Origin of the sequence: Pedobacter aquatilis (assembly GCF_032678405.1) — a bacterium.
In the GTDB taxonomy this organism is placed as follows: Bacteria; Bacteroidota; Bacteroidia; order Sphingobacteriales; family Sphingobacteriaceae; genus Pedobacter; species Pedobacter aquatilis_A.
Genome location: NZ_JAVTSJ010000002.1, coordinates 806265 through 821411, shown reverse-complemented (window position 1 = coordinate 821411; position 15147 = coordinate 806265). Strand labels below are relative to the sequence as shown.

The 15147-nt window shown below is 37.2% G+C and carries 13 protein-coding genes; 7 read left to right on the top strand and 6 right to left on the bottom strand.

Annotated features, from left to right (window positions below):
- Window positions 1-72 precede the first annotated feature (72 nt).
- Window positions 73-1398: a sulfatase-like hydrolase/transferase gene (locus tag R2R71_RS09080; RefSeq protein WP_316830949.1), complete on the bottom strand. Its 1326-nt coding sequence runs from the start codon at window positions 1396-1398 to the stop codon at window positions 73-75.
- A gap of 111 nt (window positions 1399-1509) precedes the next feature.
- Between R2R71_RS09080 and R2R71_RS09075 the strand changes: the two genes are divergently transcribed.
- On the top strand, window positions 1510-2274 hold the full coding sequence (locus R2R71_RS09075; protein ID WP_316830948.1) for an MBL fold metallo-hydrolase: 765 nt from the start codon (window positions 1510-1512) through the stop codon (window positions 2272-2274).
- A gap of 412 nt (window positions 2275-2686) precedes the next feature.
- Here R2R71_RS09075 and R2R71_RS09070 read toward each other — a convergent pair whose 3' ends face one another.
- Window positions 2687-3274 carry a YceI family protein gene (locus tag R2R71_RS09070; protein WP_316830947.1) on the bottom strand — a complete coding sequence of 196 codons (588 nt, stop codon included), beginning with the start codon at window positions 3272-3274 and terminating at the stop codon, window positions 2687-2689.
- Between the two features lie 373 nt (window positions 3275-3647).
- Here R2R71_RS09070 and R2R71_RS09065 point away from each other — a divergent pair, with 373 nt between their 5' ends.
- Together R2R71_RS09065 and R2R71_RS09060 are read left to right on the top strand one after the other, a co-directional pair.
- A complete protein-coding gene (locus R2R71_RS09065; protein ID WP_316830946.1) occupies window positions 3648-4010 on the top strand; it encodes a VOC family protein in 363 nt (120 codons plus the stop codon).
- Window positions 4011-4137: 127 nt separating this feature from the next.
- A complete protein-coding gene (locus tag R2R71_RS09060; protein ID WP_316830945.1) occupies window positions 4138-4854 on the top strand; it encodes an SMI1/KNR4 family protein in 717 nt (238 codons plus the stop codon).
- A gap of 275 nt (window positions 4855-5129) precedes the next feature.
- Here the strand turns inward: R2R71_RS09060 and gcvP are convergent, their stop codons facing one another.
- Window positions 5130-8006 carry an aminomethyl-transferring glycine dehydrogenase gene (gene gcvP / locus R2R71_RS09055; RefSeq protein ID WP_316830944.1) on the bottom strand — a complete coding sequence of 959 codons (2877 nt, stop codon included), beginning with the start codon at window positions 8004-8006 and terminating at the stop codon, window positions 5130-5132.
- Window positions 8007-8440: 434 nt separating this feature from the next.
- Between gcvP and R2R71_RS09050 the strand changes: the two genes are divergently transcribed.
- Complete coding sequence (locus R2R71_RS09050; RefSeq protein ID WP_316830943.1) at window positions 8441-9292, top strand: hypothetical protein; 852 nt, start codon at window positions 8441-8443, stop codon at window positions 9290-9292.
- Between the two features lie 2 nt (window positions 9293-9294).
- Here R2R71_RS09050 and R2R71_RS09045 read toward each other — a convergent pair whose 3' ends face one another.
- The 3 genes from R2R71_RS09045 to R2R71_RS09035 all read right to left on the bottom strand — a co-directional run bounded on the left by R2R71_RS09045 (window position 9295) and on the right by R2R71_RS09035 (window position 11808).
- Window positions 9295-9858, bottom strand: coding sequence for a hypothetical protein (locus R2R71_RS09045; RefSeq protein WP_316830942.1), 564 nt, complete (start codon window positions 9856-9858; stop codon window positions 9295-9297).
- Window positions 9859-10094: 236 nt separating this feature from the next.
- Window positions 10095-10988 carry a DMT family transporter gene (locus R2R71_RS09040; RefSeq protein WP_316830941.1) on the bottom strand — a complete coding sequence of 298 codons (894 nt, stop codon included), beginning with the start codon at window positions 10986-10988 and terminating at the stop codon, window positions 10095-10097.
- A 103-nt stretch (window positions 10989-11091) separates the two neighbouring features.
- Window positions 11092-11808 carry a pyridoxine 5'-phosphate synthase gene (locus R2R71_RS09035; RefSeq protein ID WP_316830940.1) on the bottom strand — a complete coding sequence of 239 codons (717 nt, stop codon included), beginning with the start codon at window positions 11806-11808 and terminating at the stop codon, window positions 11092-11094.
- 84 nt (window positions 11809-11892) lie between these two features.
- On the opposite strand from R2R71_RS09035, the gene R2R71_RS09030 reads away from it, so the two are divergent.
- From R2R71_RS09030 to R2R71_RS09020, 3 genes are all read left to right on the top strand, one after another.
- The gene (locus R2R71_RS09030; RefSeq protein ID WP_316830939.1) at window positions 11893-13533 is read left to right on the top strand and encodes an ArnT family glycosyltransferase; all 1641 of its coding nucleotides are present in this window, start codon (window positions 11893-11895) and stop codon (window positions 13531-13533) included.
- A 1-nt stretch (window position 13534) separates the two neighbouring features.
- On the top strand, window positions 13535-13915 hold the full coding sequence (locus tag R2R71_RS09025; RefSeq protein ID WP_316830938.1) for a GtrA family protein: 381 nt from the start codon (window positions 13535-13537) through the stop codon (window positions 13913-13915).
- A 200-nt stretch (window positions 13916-14115) separates the two neighbouring features.
- Window positions 14116-15096 (top strand): polysaccharide deacetylase, encoded by a 981-nt coding sequence (locus tag R2R71_RS09020; RefSeq protein WP_316830937.1) that lies wholly within the window; start codon window positions 14116-14118, stop codon window positions 15094-15096.
- Window positions 15097-15147: the final 51 nt, after the last annotated feature.

Sequence of the window (15147 nt, the reverse complement as noted above, 5' to 3'; positions counted from 1 at the left end):
TTTTAATTGTAAATCGCTGAAGCAAATAATCGGGCATAGATTACTATACCCTTTTACTCAAATGCTTAGCCATTACTTCGAATTTCCGGGATATTCGCCAAAAAGTTTTACCAGATGCGCACGTTGTTGCTGATACTTAGCATCATTGAAGAGATTCACTCTTTCTGACGGATCCCAGGCAAGATTGAAAAGTTCACTCGAATCTTTATCACCATTCTTAGTAATACGCAATTTCCAGTCGCCATCTTTTACACCTTCTAAAACATAGCTATGATAATAAATAGGGCGATGCGGTTTATTGTAGTTTTTAAGGGTTAATAATCCGTCAATAGCTTCCCCATCAAGCGTTTTATCAGGAAGAGGTGCTCCTGTCCATTTAGCAAGCGTGGGCAAAACATCAAGATTTGAAAAAGGCTTTGTAAACTGGTTATCCTTTAAGGTATGTCCTTTCCAATAAATAATAAAAGGCACGCGATGCCCGGCTTCATAAGAAATGCCTTTCGAACCCTTAAAAATACCTGCAGTACCCACATGGTAAAACTTGGTAAAGCCATCATCGTACATACGCTGTGGTGCATTTATCCAGGGGCCGTTATCACTTGTAAAAATAAAAATGGTATTATCAGCCTGTCCGGAAGCAACAACCTGTTTCCATACCTCAGCCAAACCTACATCCATGTCTTCGATCACATCGCCAAGCTCACCACCGGCAGAATGTTGTTTTCTAAATTTCTGTGCTGCAAATGCAACTGGCAAATGTGGCATATTTTGCGCCAGGTATAAAAAGAAAGGTTTTTTCGCCGCAACACTCTTTTTAATGAATTTTACCGATTCGCGGGTGTAGGCGCTGGTCAAGGTACTATCATGTGGTTTAAACACCTCTGGCTTTGTGTTCCTGAAGATTTTGATAACGGTATCTGTTTTGACGTAAGGGCTTCGGTAATCGTGACTGTAAAGTGTTCCGAAAAACTCATCAAAACCTTTTTTATTTGGGAGTGAAACGCCATGATCGCCCAAATGCCATTTGCCAATTAAAGCCGTTTGATAGCCCGATTTTTTCAGCATCTGTGCAATGGTTATTTCATCTTCAGGAATTCCACGTTTATCACCCGGGCCAATAGGACGGGGCAAATCCATCCTGCTGCAATATCTTCCGGTTAGCAAAGAGGCCCTTGATGGCGTACAGGTTGGCGAGGTGGTAACAAAATTAGTAGCCATGATACCTTTATTTGCCATTCCATCCAGAAAAGGTGTTTTAATTACTGGATTGCCGTAGCAGGAAAGGTCGCTATAACCTAAATCGTCGGCCAGCACAATGATGATATTAGGCTGCTTTTGCGCAAAGACAAAATTGTTTAACAGCAATGAACAAATGAGAATCGCAAAAAACCTTTTCATGCTGCCAATTTAGTGATGAAAAATGAAATTAAATATATCGTTCAGGTTATTTAACAAAACGAATAAGTAAATAGATTGTTAACTTTGCATCAGATTAAAAACATCAATATTTTGCAAATCCATACCTTATTTGAAGGAACCTATTCGGTTGATGCAACAAAAAAATTTGTACCCTTCGATTCTGCCATTCATAGTTTTAAAGATAGACCTGCATCTTTATTTATTAATGTACAACCTTTTCTGGTTGAATTAAAAAATGATTTAATTCTCTTCGATACGGGTTTAGGCTTTAGTGATGACCACGGCGAACTGATTTTACATAAGAATATCCGAAATGCGGGCTTTGACCCAACTGATGTAAGCAAAGTTTTAATGTCGCACCTACATTACGACCACTCCGGAGGAATGATTCATAAACTCGGCGATAAAACTGAACTAAGTTTCCCCGATTCCGAATACATCATTAATCGGGGCGAATGGGAAACGGCTTTTAGCAGTACATCATCCTCTTACCATACCGACATTTTCGATTTTGTACAACGCAATGCCCAGTTAACATTTGTAGAGGGTGATGGTGCTATTGATGAAATCATCGCATACGAATTTACCGGAGCGCACTGCCCGAATCATCAGGTATTTTTACTAAGCGAAGGAAAACAAAAGATATTTTTTGGTGGTGATGTTTTGCCTGAACCTGAAGAACTGATTAAGAACTTTATTGCTAAATATGATTTTGATGGTCGCAAGGCTATGGAGTTAAGAAAAGAATTTGGCAAACGTGCTGCGGCGGAAAACTGGGAATGCTTGTTCTATCATGGAAAAAGTGCTGCAACGGGCTTTGTTGATGAAGTAGAAGGTGGGTTTAAAATCAGGTAGAAGCGGAAAGCCGGAAAAGATTAAAGCTAAAAGCATAAAACCCAAATACCTTAAAGCTCATTATCGTCGAGCTTTAGCTGACGGATAAAAGAAAGCATTCAGGATTTTAGTAGAATTTGCAACCTGAGTTTCGTGCAGTTCTATAATTTCTAAACCCGACAGCAGCGAAAATACTTTTTGTTAGCAGCAACCTTAAATATGCTGTCATGCTGAGGCACGAAGCATCTGCAACCAATGAAACAGATGCTTCGTGCCTCAGCATAACAGAAGCCAATAAAAAGATTGAAGCGAATTGGCGGGAAGAAACATTAATAGTTTTACCGCAACAGCTTTCCAAAATCTTTAAGCTTATAAAGCAAAAAAGGTCTCGAAAATAGTGCCGAGACCTTTTTGTTTCCGAGACAATCGAAAATTATTTTTTAGCTACTAATTTAACTGCTAATTCGAAGTTATCATCAATTGCTTTATCACCGATGCTATCGAAAAATGATTTAGAACCGTAACGGATATCGTATTTAGTTCTGTCAACAGTGATTTTACCAGCTAAAGCAGAAACAGTACCATCAGCATTTACAGTTACAGTTGCAGGAAAGCTTAATGGCTTAGTAATACCTTTAATAGTTAAGTTACCTGTTACTGTTACAGCAGCACCCGAACCATCAACTTTAGTAATTACGAAAGTAGAAGTTGGGAATTTAGCAGTACCGAAGAAATCATCAGCTTTTAAGTGACCTTCTAACTTAGCACTACCATCAGCATCTTTAATTGAATTCATATCGATAGTGAAAGTACCACCTGTTACTTTTTTACCGTCAACATTTAAAGTTCCCGATTGTAAAGCAATTGTTCCGTTATGAGAACCTGTAACTTTTTTACCAATCCAGGTAATAGTCGATTTTGCAGCATCAACAGTATATGCAACTGGTTTTTTAATAGTTGTGAAAGCTGATAACGATACAACTGCTACGAACAAAAAGATTGAAGAGATTTTTAATTTCATTTTATGGTTTTTAAATTATGTAACAAAGATATACTTAAGGCCTATCCTTTATTATTGACCTATGTTAAGATTTTCAAAAATAATAGTTTTATTTAAAATCATTCTAATTGACTGCGAAATATTGTGATGGTTTAATTTGAAGGTTTTAAAAACAATTAGAAAAGCAAATGCAGCAGTTTTTTTAATTTAAGTCGGACTTTCCATTAAATCTTTTTTAAATAACCTCAGCATAACAAAACATTTAGCGTTAATGCTATTTAAAAAGTATATCATTTCAATCCCGTTTAAGTGGGCAATGCGGTGCTTCTATTCAAAGTTGCTAGAAGCCAAACCTCAATTTATTATATTAGCTGTCAGATTAAATACAGAAACGATGAAACACAATGCAAAATCGATCCGCCCTTTTATAGGTGCTAAAGATTTCGATATATCCAGAAGCTTTTACCGTGATTTAGGTTTCGAAGAAATAACCTTAGGTAGCGATATGTCGGTTTTTAAATCTGGCAATATGGCTTTCTATCTACAGGATGCCTACGTAAAAGACTGGATTGAAAATACTATGATTTTTATGGAAGTAGATGATGTTGATCGTTTTTACAAAGAACTTTCGGACTTAGATTTACCATCAAAATATGAAAATGTGAGGGTAACACCCGTTAGACATGAAGACTGGGGCAGTGAATGCTTCGTGCACGACCCTTCAGGAATTTTATGGCATTTTGGATTATTTAGATAAGTGAAGTGATGTTGAAATCTAGCGAACTAAACAAGTTAAATGTTATTGTATTAACTCGTTCAAAATGAAAAGAGTTTTTTCAAATCAGTTGATTCTTCTTTCTGCTTAATGCCATGTAAAGCCTACTATGGAAAATATCTATAAAGATTTCTTCACCGCACTTAAAAAACTCATCATTGAACTTAATATTGAAGAAGAATTTAATATAAAGGGCTGTACTGACGAAGAAATTGAATTACTCGAAAAAAGGTATGAAACCCTCCCATTAGCTTATATAGAATATTTAAAGAGCATGGGAAAAGAGTCTTTGTGGCATTTTTTCGACGGCGAAGAGATTTCTTATGAAGATTTAGATGACTTGAATGAGTTTGCTAATAAGAAAATTAAAAAATCTGGAATTAATATAACAAGAAAGATATTAGCCATTTCACATTACAGGTATGATTATTTTACTTTCTTTTATTTAAATGAGAGGCACAAAAATCCTGACCCAAAAATTTGGATGTTTGATCCTAGCCAGAATCTAAAAAAAATAAAATTATCCGAAAATGCCTTCACAGATATGATTTTGTTTTTTCTTGAGAGATCGCTAAAAAATCATCCTAACGGATTTTACTTTGTTAGCGAGGAGGACAAACGAAAAAATCCAAATGTGATTAAAAGCCGATTTTTCGAATGGTTTACTGCAGTAAAGAAGAAATATAATGAAGTTGTAAATATTAACTCAGAAAATTTATTAATTAATGACCTAAATATTAAAATCATCAATTATTATAGTTTAAATAAAATAGAAATTAATAGAGGATTAAGAAAACTCAGAAAAAGTTGGTGGAAATTTTGGTAAAAGAATTAATTACGATCTTGAACCCGATAGCAGCGAAATGGAGAAATCTTTGTCCATTAGTTATCATTACATAGATTTCTCGGCTACGCTCGAAATGACGGGCAAAAAAAAAATCTGCAAGTTTTATGAAAAAGAATTCATAAAACTTGCAGATGATTTTATCTAATCAGATTGCTTCGTCGGCTGAAAAAGCCTTCTCGCAATGACGGAGTTGGGATTAGAGTTTGGATGAGCTATGAAACCATTATCCATCTTAGCTCTTCCCTTTTACATTATTAAGGAACTATTTCTTCCAGATAACTCTCAACCGGAGGACAAGCACAGATTAATGACCTATCGCCATGGCTATCGTTAACGCGACCAACCGAAGGCCAGAACTTGCGCTCTAACACATATGGAAGCGGGAACGCAGCAGTTTGACGGCTATAAGCATGTTCCCATTCATTTGCAGTAATTACTGCAACTGTATGAGGCGCATTCTTTAACGGATTATCTGTTTTATCTAAGGTGCCGTTTTCAACTTCAGTAATTTCCTTTTTAATGGCTATTAATGCATCACAGAAACGATCTAACTCATGTTTAGGCTCAGATTCAGTTGGCTCAACCATTAAAGTACCTGCAACCGGGAATGAAACTGTTGGTGCGTGGAAACCATAATCCATTAAACGTTTTGCAATATCTGTAACCTCAATTCCGAATGCTTTGAACGAACGGCAATCTAAAATCATTTCGTGTGCGCAACGGCCTTGAGCACCTGAATAAAGCACAGGATAATGCTGCTCTAAACGGGCTTTCATGTAGTTTGCATTCAATATTGCATATTTGGTTGCATTGGTTAAACCTTCAGCACCCATCATCGCGATATAAGCGTGAGAAATAATCAAAATTGAAGCTGAACCCCATGGCGCAGAAGATACTGCAGAAATTGATTTTCCTTTTTCAATATCAACTACAGCATGACCAGGAAGATAAGGAACCAAGTGTTTCGCTACACCGATTGGCCCCATACCAGGACCACCACCACCGTGAGGAATACAGAACGTTTTGTGCAGGTTTAGGTGACAAACATCGGCACCAATATTAGCGGGGCTGGTTAAACCAACCTGAGCATTCATATTAGCCCCATCCATATAAACCTGTCCGCCATTGGCGTGAATGGTTTCACAAATTTCGATAATACTTTCTTCAAATACTCCGTGAGTAGATGGATAAGTAACCATCAAACATGATAAGTTATCTTTGTGTAATTCTGCTTTAGCTTTTAAGTCTTCAACGTCAATGTTTCCGTTTTCTAAAGATTTAACCACTACAATTTTCATATCTGCCATTGCTGCAGAAGCAGGGTTTGTACCGTGAGCAGAAGCAGGAATTAATGCTACATTACGGTGGAAATCGCCTCTATCGTGGTGATAAGCACGGATAACCATTAAGCCAGCATATTCACCCTGAGCACCAGCATTTGGCTGTAAACTCATTGCTGCAAAACCGGTAATTTCGCTCAACCATTTATCCAGTTCATTAAAAACTGAATAATAACCTAAAACCTGATCGGCAGGTGCGAATGGATGGATGCGTCCAAAATGAGACCATGTAACGGGAATCATTTCTGCCGTTGCATTCAATTTCATTGTACAGCTTCCCAAAGCAATCATCGAGTGACAAAGCGATAAATCTTTTGCCTCTAACGATTTAATGTAACGCAACATTTCATGTTCAGAATGGTGCGAGTTAAAAATCGGGTGCGTTAAATATTCAGATGTACGTTGTAATTCAGAAGGAATAACAGTCTCTACGTTTTCAACAACTTCTACCTGATCGCCAGCAATGCCTTTTGCTCTTGCAAATATTTTAGCGATTAAGGTAATGTCTTCAAAAGTGGTGGTTTCATCAATAGAAATCGTTACGGTGTTGCCAACGTAATTTAAATTGATTTCGTTATCTAAACAATAAGCATGAATTCCACCTTTTGTATTACCTAAATCGAAACGAATGGTATCAAAATAAGCGGAGTTTAATTGTGTATAACCTAAGTTGGTTAAAGTTGAAGCCAAACTTACAGCCAAACCATGTGTACGTTCAGCAATTGCTTTTAAGCCTTTTGGTCCGTGATAAGCTGCATAGAAACCGGCCATAATAGCTAATAATGCCTGTGCTGTACAGATATTTGATGTCGCTTTATCTCTACGAATGTGTTGCTCGCGGGTTTGAAGCGCCATGCGCAACGCGTAATCGCCGTGGCTATCGATGGTTACCCCAATAATACGGCCAGGGATGGAACGTTTATACTCCTCTTTAGTAGCGAAAAATGCTGCGTGAGGGCCACCAAAACCCATCGGAATACCGAAGCGCTGAGTGGTACCAACTACGATATCAGCACCCCACTCACCCGGAGGCGTTAACAACGTTAAGCTTAAAATATCGGCAGCAACCGTTAATTTAATATTCTGGTTATGTAATTCAGCAGCGAAGTTTTTATAATCGAAAATCTCACCATTGCCAGCCGGGTATTGAACAATCGCACCGAAGAAATCTTCAGTAGCAACAAAATCCAAATGGCTTCCAATAACCAGTTCAATACCGTAAGGATTTGCACGGGTTTTTAAAATATCAATGGTTTGAGCAAAAAGTAACTCTGAAACGAAGAATTTTTTAGCAGCCTGGTTTTTACGTGTACTGTATTGCATAAACATCGCCTCAGCAGCAGCAGTACCTTCATCCAGAAGTGAGGCATTGGCAATTTCCATTCCGGTTAAATCGATAACCATGGTCTGGAAGTTTAACAGGGCCTGTAAACGACCTTGTGCAATCTCTGCCTGGTATGGCGTGTATTGCGTATACCATCCCGGATTTTCAAATACATTACGTAAAATAACACCTGGTGTAATGGTATCGTAGTAACCTTGACCGATAAAACTTTTGAAAACTTTGTTTAATAATGAAGTTTGTTTTAAAGCACCAAGATATTCAGTTTCTGATTTCGCTGCTGGCAAATTTAAAGGCTGTTTTAACCTGATTGCCGTTGGAACAGTTTGTTCAATTAGCTCATCAATAGAATTTACGCCAACTGTATGCAACATTTCAGCTGTATCAGCCTCATTTGGAGCAATATGACGATTTTGAAAATCCTCTTTGTAATGGATATTTAAGCTCATGCGATATGAATAATAAATTTGCGTGCAAAGGTACAAAAAACGATAGTGTTTTTCGCTATAACAAGCTGTAAAAAAGGTGTCTTATTTAAGTTTAAAAGCGACAAAAAAGGTAGATTTTAAATCGTCAAAACCAAATAGTTTGGTTAAAAATTCTTACTTATTTGGAAAGCACCGCCAGTACAAAAATTAAAGTTTGCTCCCGCCATTTGCTGCAATCTTTTTGTTAGTTCATTCATCCTCTTTCATGAAGCATCTGCAGCTAATGAAACAGATGCTTCGTGCCTCAGCATAACAGTTTATTTGAGCTTGCTGAAAACAAAAAGTATTTCCGCGGCTGTCGGGTTTACAAAATTAAGTCTGTGTAAAAATTAAAACCACCCCTTCAGGCAGGCAAAGTTTTATACCTTTGAAAACGAATTCATTTATTTACCTAAATGTCAGAATCAAAAAACAACATCGCCATATTAGTTCAGGCCTGCGACCGTTACGAATTTTTATTTCAAGGTTTTGACTACTTTTTCTCCCGGCATTGGAACTTCAAAATTCCGGGTAAATATTATTTTGCTACAGAAGAGAAAGAGGTAAAAATAAATGGCTTTGAAAATATTCAATCGGGCAGCGGTGCCTGGGCCGACCGCCTGGCTTATCTTTTAAAGAATAAAATTGACGAAGACTATATCCTCTATTTCCAGGAAGACATGTGGTTAAGTAAACCTGTTGACCCACATTTCTTCACCAAGCTTTTCGATTTAATGAAAGAAAACAACTGGAATCAGGTTAAACTCCACAGTGCTGATGTATATAAAACAAAAGCAACCGATCTCTTTATCGATGGGTTTAATGTAACCGAAATCGACAACCAAAAATCAGATTATTTAATGTCGCATCAGGTTACCTTATGGCGAAAAGATTTTTTACTAGCACAGCTGCATAAAAATGAACATCCTTGGAGAAATGAAAGAAGAGCAACCCGCAGGTTAAAAAAACTTAATCCCCAAATTCTTCACATCGATTACTTTGCCGAAAATGGCTGCGCTGAAATCAACGAAAACAAAACAGTCGAAAACCGTAGTGAATACCATGCTGTTTCTTTCAACAGCACCTTAAATTTCAACGTGGTTGAATACATAAAACTGCTGCAAAAAGGCAATGCTGAGCAGAAAAAATATGCAGACGCGTTACAAAACCACTACGATAACAATCTTACCCATGATGGAAAGCCAAAACCGAAAAAGGAGGATATTTTTAAAAGGTTTAAAAACTGGTTTTTGAAGAAGAAAAAGTAAGCTTATTTCTGAACCTTCCAGCCTTCATCTTTACTTAATTTAAGCTTATAGGTTTTCGTAATAAAATTACTGTTTTCATTCGCATTTTTATCGAAGGGCGCAAAATCGGTATTTACCTTTTTTAACGATACCGTCACTTTTGCCGTACTTGAATTTACCTGAGAAAAATCGACTGGTTTTTCATCGGACAATATATATTCAACAACCTTTACAGTTGCTTTATCCTCATCTTGTTTCAAAACCAAGGGACTTGCCTTATCGGTAAGGGTAATCTGATAAACGTAACTGCTATCTTTAGAAAGAAACTTTTTATTGGCTTCCTTTAAACTTAACTTAACCATACCAGCGCTTTCAAGGTTTTTATATTTCACCAAATCTGCTTTATCGCTTTTACTGCTGAATTTTATTTCGCCGAAGCTAAATCTGGTCGTTTTGTATTCAGGGTTAGCGGTTAAATATTCAGTTATTACAGTTCCGGCCTCATCCTGATTAATAGTGGTTTTAGATTTACATCCGGCGAAGCCGATTATAAGAAAGGCTAATATATAAACGCTAAGGTTTTTCATAATAAGAGTTATCTGTTTTTAAAGATATTTATTTTTAGTTTAACCGCAAAGAACGCAGAGGTTTTCGCTAAGAACCGTTATGCTGTAATTATTAGCTTATTCCTCTTTACATACCATCCTCAACTTGTCAAATGGTTAAATCTTCCGTGATTTCCGTGTTTCCGTGGCTAAAAAATAACTGCATTTCCCTTTATAATCTTCGTATTTATGCTTTGCTAACTTTGCGGCTAAGTGCCTTAATTCCTCCATTTAAGATACTTCAGATATGGAAGAATCATTGCTGATAGAATTACAATAACGCCCAGCCAGCGTAAAAGGGAAACCTGTTCCTGCAAAACAAAGCCAGCCATCATTACTGCTATAGGTAGTTCAGCAGCACTTAAAATAGAACTTAATGCAGTACCAATTCGGGGTACACCATCAGCATAAAATAAAGGGGGTATTATAGTGCCAAAAACGGCAATAATTAAACCCCATTTCAGCAAAGTTCCACTTAGCGCACCGCTAAACAGAAATGCAGGTGGAAAAAGTATAAAAATAAGCAAACATGCTCCGGTTATCATTAGGGCACTTTTCTTTAATACCGGATATTCCGTTCCAATCTTCCCGCTTAACATTAAGAATCCGGCATAAGAAAGTGCTGCTAATAAACCAAAACCAATTCCTTTAAAATCCAGACCTGCAATACTGGTTTCCAACATGCCACTGGCCAGAACTGTTCCGCCTAAAACAAGCAAAATCGCCAGAAATTGTAAACTGGTTGGCTTCTTCCCGTAAATAATTAACTCGAGCAGAATGCTCATCCAAATAAATTGCATCAAAAGCACTATCGCTACGGAATTTGGAACAAGTTTCACACACTGATAATATAATACAGATACCAATCCGGTGCTGGTTCCAGCCAAAAGCATTTTCCACCAGGGCGTAACGAGTACTTTTTTCTCAGCTTTATACCTGGATGTTCTGCTTTGAAAAAAGAATAATACCCACAGAATAACCGCTCCAAAAAAAGCCTGGGCACCGGTTACATCACCTAATGTGTAACCATCGTGATAGGCGAGTTTAACAAAGGTAGACAAGATGCCAAAACTACAGGCACCTAAAAAAACAAGGACGATTCCTTTTAACATGTTTAATATTTTATAGATAAGCTCCCAGTGAGGCATTAAGCAACCTTCATAATGAGATTACTCAATGCCTCGCAATGATGGACTTTTTAAAGATGTAAGCTTATTAAGCCAGTTGTTGTAAATATCTTTGAATAGTAGTTTCCAAGCCGAGATAAAGGGCATCGCTGATTAAAGCATGGCCAATAGAAACTTCTAACAACCCCGGAATACTTTGTGCGAAGTAATGTAAGTTATGGAGATCTAAATCGTGGCCCGCATTAAGTCCAAGTTTTAAATGGTTTGCATAATTTGCCGCAGCAATATAATTTACTACCGCCTTTTCGCGGTCAGCGAAATAGTTATGCGCATAAGCTTCAGTATACAATTCAATTCTATCGGTTCCTGTTTCTGCAGCACCTTCCACCATTTCAACTACAGGATCTACAAATATCGAAACACGGATACCTTCCTTTTGAAAAACTGCAACCATCTCTTTCAGGTAATCACGATGTTTTATGGTGTCCCAACCATGATTTGAAGTAATCTGGCCTTCAGCATCAGGAACTAAAGTAACTTGGGCAGGTTTATTTGCAAGCACTAAATCAACAAATTTATCTTCTTTACAGTTTCCTTCAATATTAAACTCAGTAGAAATTGCTGCCTTTAAGTCGTATACATCCTGGTAGCGAATGTGTCGCTCATCAGGACGTGGATGCACGGTAATGCCTTGGGCACCGAAAGCTTCACAATCAAGGGCCACCTTAACCAAATCAGGATTATTACCGCCACGACTATTACGTAATGTGGCAATTTTATTGATATTAACCGATAACTTTGTCATGCGGTAAAGATAAGGCTTTGCTGCTGTTATTGAGAAAGCTTAAATAAATTTGACTTTTTTTTGCTCATATTTGCTCAAAGCAAAATGAATTTAAAGGATACAACACTATACAGATTCTTAATCGTTCTACTTGCACTGGCAAGTATTCCTGCCCTTTTTGGCGGCGTAATGGAACCCGATGGAGCGCTTTATGCCTCCATGTCGAAAAACATCATCCTGTTTAAAGACTGGTTTAATTTATACGGCCGCGGAGCAGACTGGCTTGATAAACCGCACCTTACTTTCTGGATATCGGCAGCATCATTTAAAATATTCGGTATTTCATCGTTTGCCTACAAACTCCCTTCTTTTTTAATTGGTTTATTGGGATCATGGTATGTATTTAAACTGGCAAAAGATATCTATACCGAAAAAACGGGATTAATTAGTGCCTTGATTTTCTTAAGTGCTTTACATATCATTACCTCAACATTCGATGTAAGGGCCGAAATTTACATTACAACTTTTACACTGGCTTCCATTTATCATTTCTATAAAGCGCACAAAAATTCATTCTGGCATGTGGTAGCAGGTGCTTTTTTTGCCGCATGTGCAATTCTCATCAAAGGTATTTTTGTGCTGATTCCGGTTTTTGCAGGTTTTATTATTTACTGGTTATTCACCAAACAATACAAACAGCTGTTAAATCCTAAGTGGTACATCGCCATTTTATTAATTTTTGTTTTTATCACACCAGAATTATACTCGCTATACACACAGTTTGATTTACATCCTGAAAAAATTGTATTTGACCGAACAGGCGTTTCGGGTTTGAAGTTTTTCTTTTGGGACAGCCAGTTTGGCCGATTCTTTAACAATGGCCCCATAAAAGGCAAGGGCGATATTTCTTTCTTTCTACATACGACACTTTGGGCATTCCTGCCCTGGTCGATATTGTTTTATGCTGCTGTTGTTAATCTTTTTAAGAAGAAAAACAGAGCAAATCTCCCTCCCGAAAGCATTATGATTTGGGCAAGTGCAGCAGTTACCTTCTTAATCTTTTCACTTTCAAAATTTCAGCTTCCGCATTACATCCTGATTATTTTCCCGCAGTTTTCAATTATAACGGCTTTGTATCTTCAGCAACTGGAAGGCAAAACGTTTAAAGTTTTTTTCACGGTACAAAACGTTGTTCTGGCCCTGGTTTTCACCTTACTCCTGGTAATCTGGTTCCTCTTTGGGTTTGACAAAGCTTATTTAGTAATGTTTGTGATCCTTGGCGGAGCAGTGATCACTTTCACTTACCTAAAAGGTAAAACACTTAAAACATTGGTTGGCCGGAGTGCAATGCTATCGGTTACCCTATCGTTATTTCTCGCTGTATTTTTCTATCCTGCATTGCTTAAATACCAGTCGGGCATGCATGCGGGGAACTGGCTGAAGGAAAACTATCCGGCTGCCAAGCCTGCGGTTTTAAATTACATTGATGCTTTTTCATTTGATTTTTATGCTCCAGGAGAAGTGAAATACCTTCACAATTATGCTGATTTGGATAAAAGCAAAAACCAGAAAGATCTGGTTATTTATGTATCGGAAACGGAATTGCCCAAATTAAAAGCAGAATACAATGCCGAGGTATTAAAAACGTTTGAATACTTTCACATCACTAAACTAACGGGCAAATTTTTAAACGCGAAAACACGTCCGCAGGTTTTAGAACATTTCTATCTTGTAAAAGTACATTAGTATGAATTTATTTTTTCGCATCATCAAATTTGGGTTGACAGGATTGCTTGGAATGGCGATCGATTTTGGTGCAACCTGGCTTTGTAAGGAAAAAATAAAAATCAATAAATACATCGCTAATGCCATAGGTTTCAGCCTTGCGGTAACCAATAATTATTTGATTAACCGTGTGTGGACTTTTCAAAGTACCAATGCACACTGGGGAACAGAATTCAGTAAGTTTTTAGTGGTAAGTTTAATTGGACTAGGATTGAATACCTTTATTATTTACCTTTTCCATCAAAGAAAAAATGGCACAAACTTTTACGTTGCGAAGTGTTTTGCTATTCTGATTGTTTTTGTGTGGAACTTTTTAGCAAATATGCTTTTTACGTTCAGGTAGTTTAAAGCTTATGTGGTTTTAGGTTACATTTTTACCAACAAAATAAAAAATAACAAGCCAAATGATTCCTTTGATCAGGAAGAATAAAAACCCTACTAATCCAACCCGCTTAAACCATAATTTTACTTTTTCTTTGTTCATTGCGCTTTTGTAAAGATAAAGGATTTGAACTAAATTAGAAAGATTTTAAATAAGGAATCATGATTCGACCGAAAATATTTCTACGTTCTTGTTTGGCCTTAATACTGATTTGCATAAAACTTTCAGCTCAGGACTTTGATAATATTAAGCGCTATAAGGTCAATTTTGCTATTGCTATCAGCCCATCTCAGAAATTAATTGCCTTGAGGAGCTTTGTGAACAACAATCAGAAATACTTATTACTGGTTAATCCGGAAAATCTTGATACCCGAATTGACTTAGCCAGCAATTACAAACTTAGCAGTTTAGATTATGCCAACGTTCTCGCTATCTTCAAAAATACCGCTTTTGTAAAATCGCTCGAAGATGCTGCAGCCAGGGAGCTTCAATTGCAAAATGCAGGGATTGATCATGCTATACCGAATGAAAAAGGAATTACGCTTACAATAGACCTTTGTCCATCACATAAATCCCTTGACCGAATTATTTTTCAATCGCTTTTTGATGAATTTAAAAAAATTGAGCAGCCTGCCCCACTTGCCATTTCGGTTTCGGGAAAATGGATGTTGAAGCATGGAAATGATTTAGATTGGCTTAAAAGTCTGGTTGAGAAAAAAGAACTGGATATTACCTGGGTAAACCACACGTATAATCATGAAGTAAACAATTTACCGCTGGCTGAAAACTTCCTGCTAGCGACAGGAACAAATCTGGATATCGAAGTGCTGGAGAATGAAAAGTTAATGCTTAAAAACGGCCTGATACCCTCTGTATTTTTTAGATTCCCTGGGTTAGTTTCAGATAAAACAATCGTTGATAAAATCGAAGCTTATGGTTTAATTCCGATAGGAAGCGATGCCTGGTTAGCCAAAGGACAACAGCCTAATGCTGGCAGTATCGTGTTGATTCATGGTAATGGAAACGAAGAAATTGGCGTGAAAGATTTTATCCAATTATTAAAGAATAAACAAACTGATGTAAGAAACAAACAATGGCTACTGTTTGATTTAAGGCAAGGATTGGAAAAGGAATTTGAGTAATTTATCACGTTTTTAACCGCAAAGGATACGAAGAAAACCGCAAAGGGCGCC

What these genes read in the sequence shown, in the direction of transcription:
- R2R71_RS09020 (WP_316830937.1), top strand. Translation starts at nt 14,116, where the DNA reads ATGATTCGACCGAAAATATTTCTACGTTCTTGTTTGGCCTTAATACTG.
- R2R71_RS09025 (WP_316830938.1), top strand. Translation starts at nt 13,535, where the DNA reads ATGAATTTATTTTTTCGCATCATCAAATTTGGGTTGACAGGATTGCTT.
- R2R71_RS09060 (WP_316830945.1), top strand. Translation starts at nt 4,138, where the DNA reads ATGGAAAATATCTATAAAGATTTCTTCACCGCACTTAAAAAACTCATC.
- R2R71_RS09080 (WP_316830949.1), bottom strand. Translation starts at nt 1,398, where the DNA reads ATGAAAAGGTTTTTTGCGATTCTCATTTGTTCATTGCTGTTAAACAAT.
- R2R71_RS09050 (WP_316830943.1), top strand. Translation starts at nt 8,441, where the DNA reads ATGTCAGAATCAAAAAACAACATCGCCATATTAGTTCAGGCCTGCGAC.
- R2R71_RS09070 (WP_316830947.1), bottom strand. Translation starts at nt 3,274, where the DNA reads ATGAAATTAAAAATCTCTTCAATCTTTTTGTTCGTAGCAGTTGTATCG.
- R2R71_RS09035 (WP_316830940.1), bottom strand. Translation starts at nt 11,808, where the DNA reads ATGACAAAGTTATCGGTTAATATCAATAAAATTGCCACATTACGTAAT.
- R2R71_RS09030 (WP_316830939.1), top strand. Translation starts at nt 11,893, where the DNA reads ATGAATTTAAAGGATACAACACTATACAGATTCTTAATCGTTCTACTT.
- R2R71_RS09040 (WP_316830941.1), bottom strand. Translation starts at nt 10,988, where the DNA reads ATGTTAAAAGGAATCGTCCTTGTTTTTTTAGGTGCCTGTAGTTTTGGC.
- gcvP (WP_316830944.1), bottom strand. Translation starts at nt 8,006, where the DNA reads ATGAGCTTAAATATCCATTACAAAGAGGATTTTCAAAATCGTCATATT.
- R2R71_RS09045 (WP_316830942.1), bottom strand. Translation starts at nt 9,858, where the DNA reads ATGAAAAACCTTAGCGTTTATATATTAGCCTTTCTTATAATCGGCTTC.
- R2R71_RS09065 (WP_316830946.1), top strand. Translation starts at nt 3,648, where the DNA reads ATGAAACACAATGCAAAATCGATCCGCCCTTTTATAGGTGCTAAAGAT.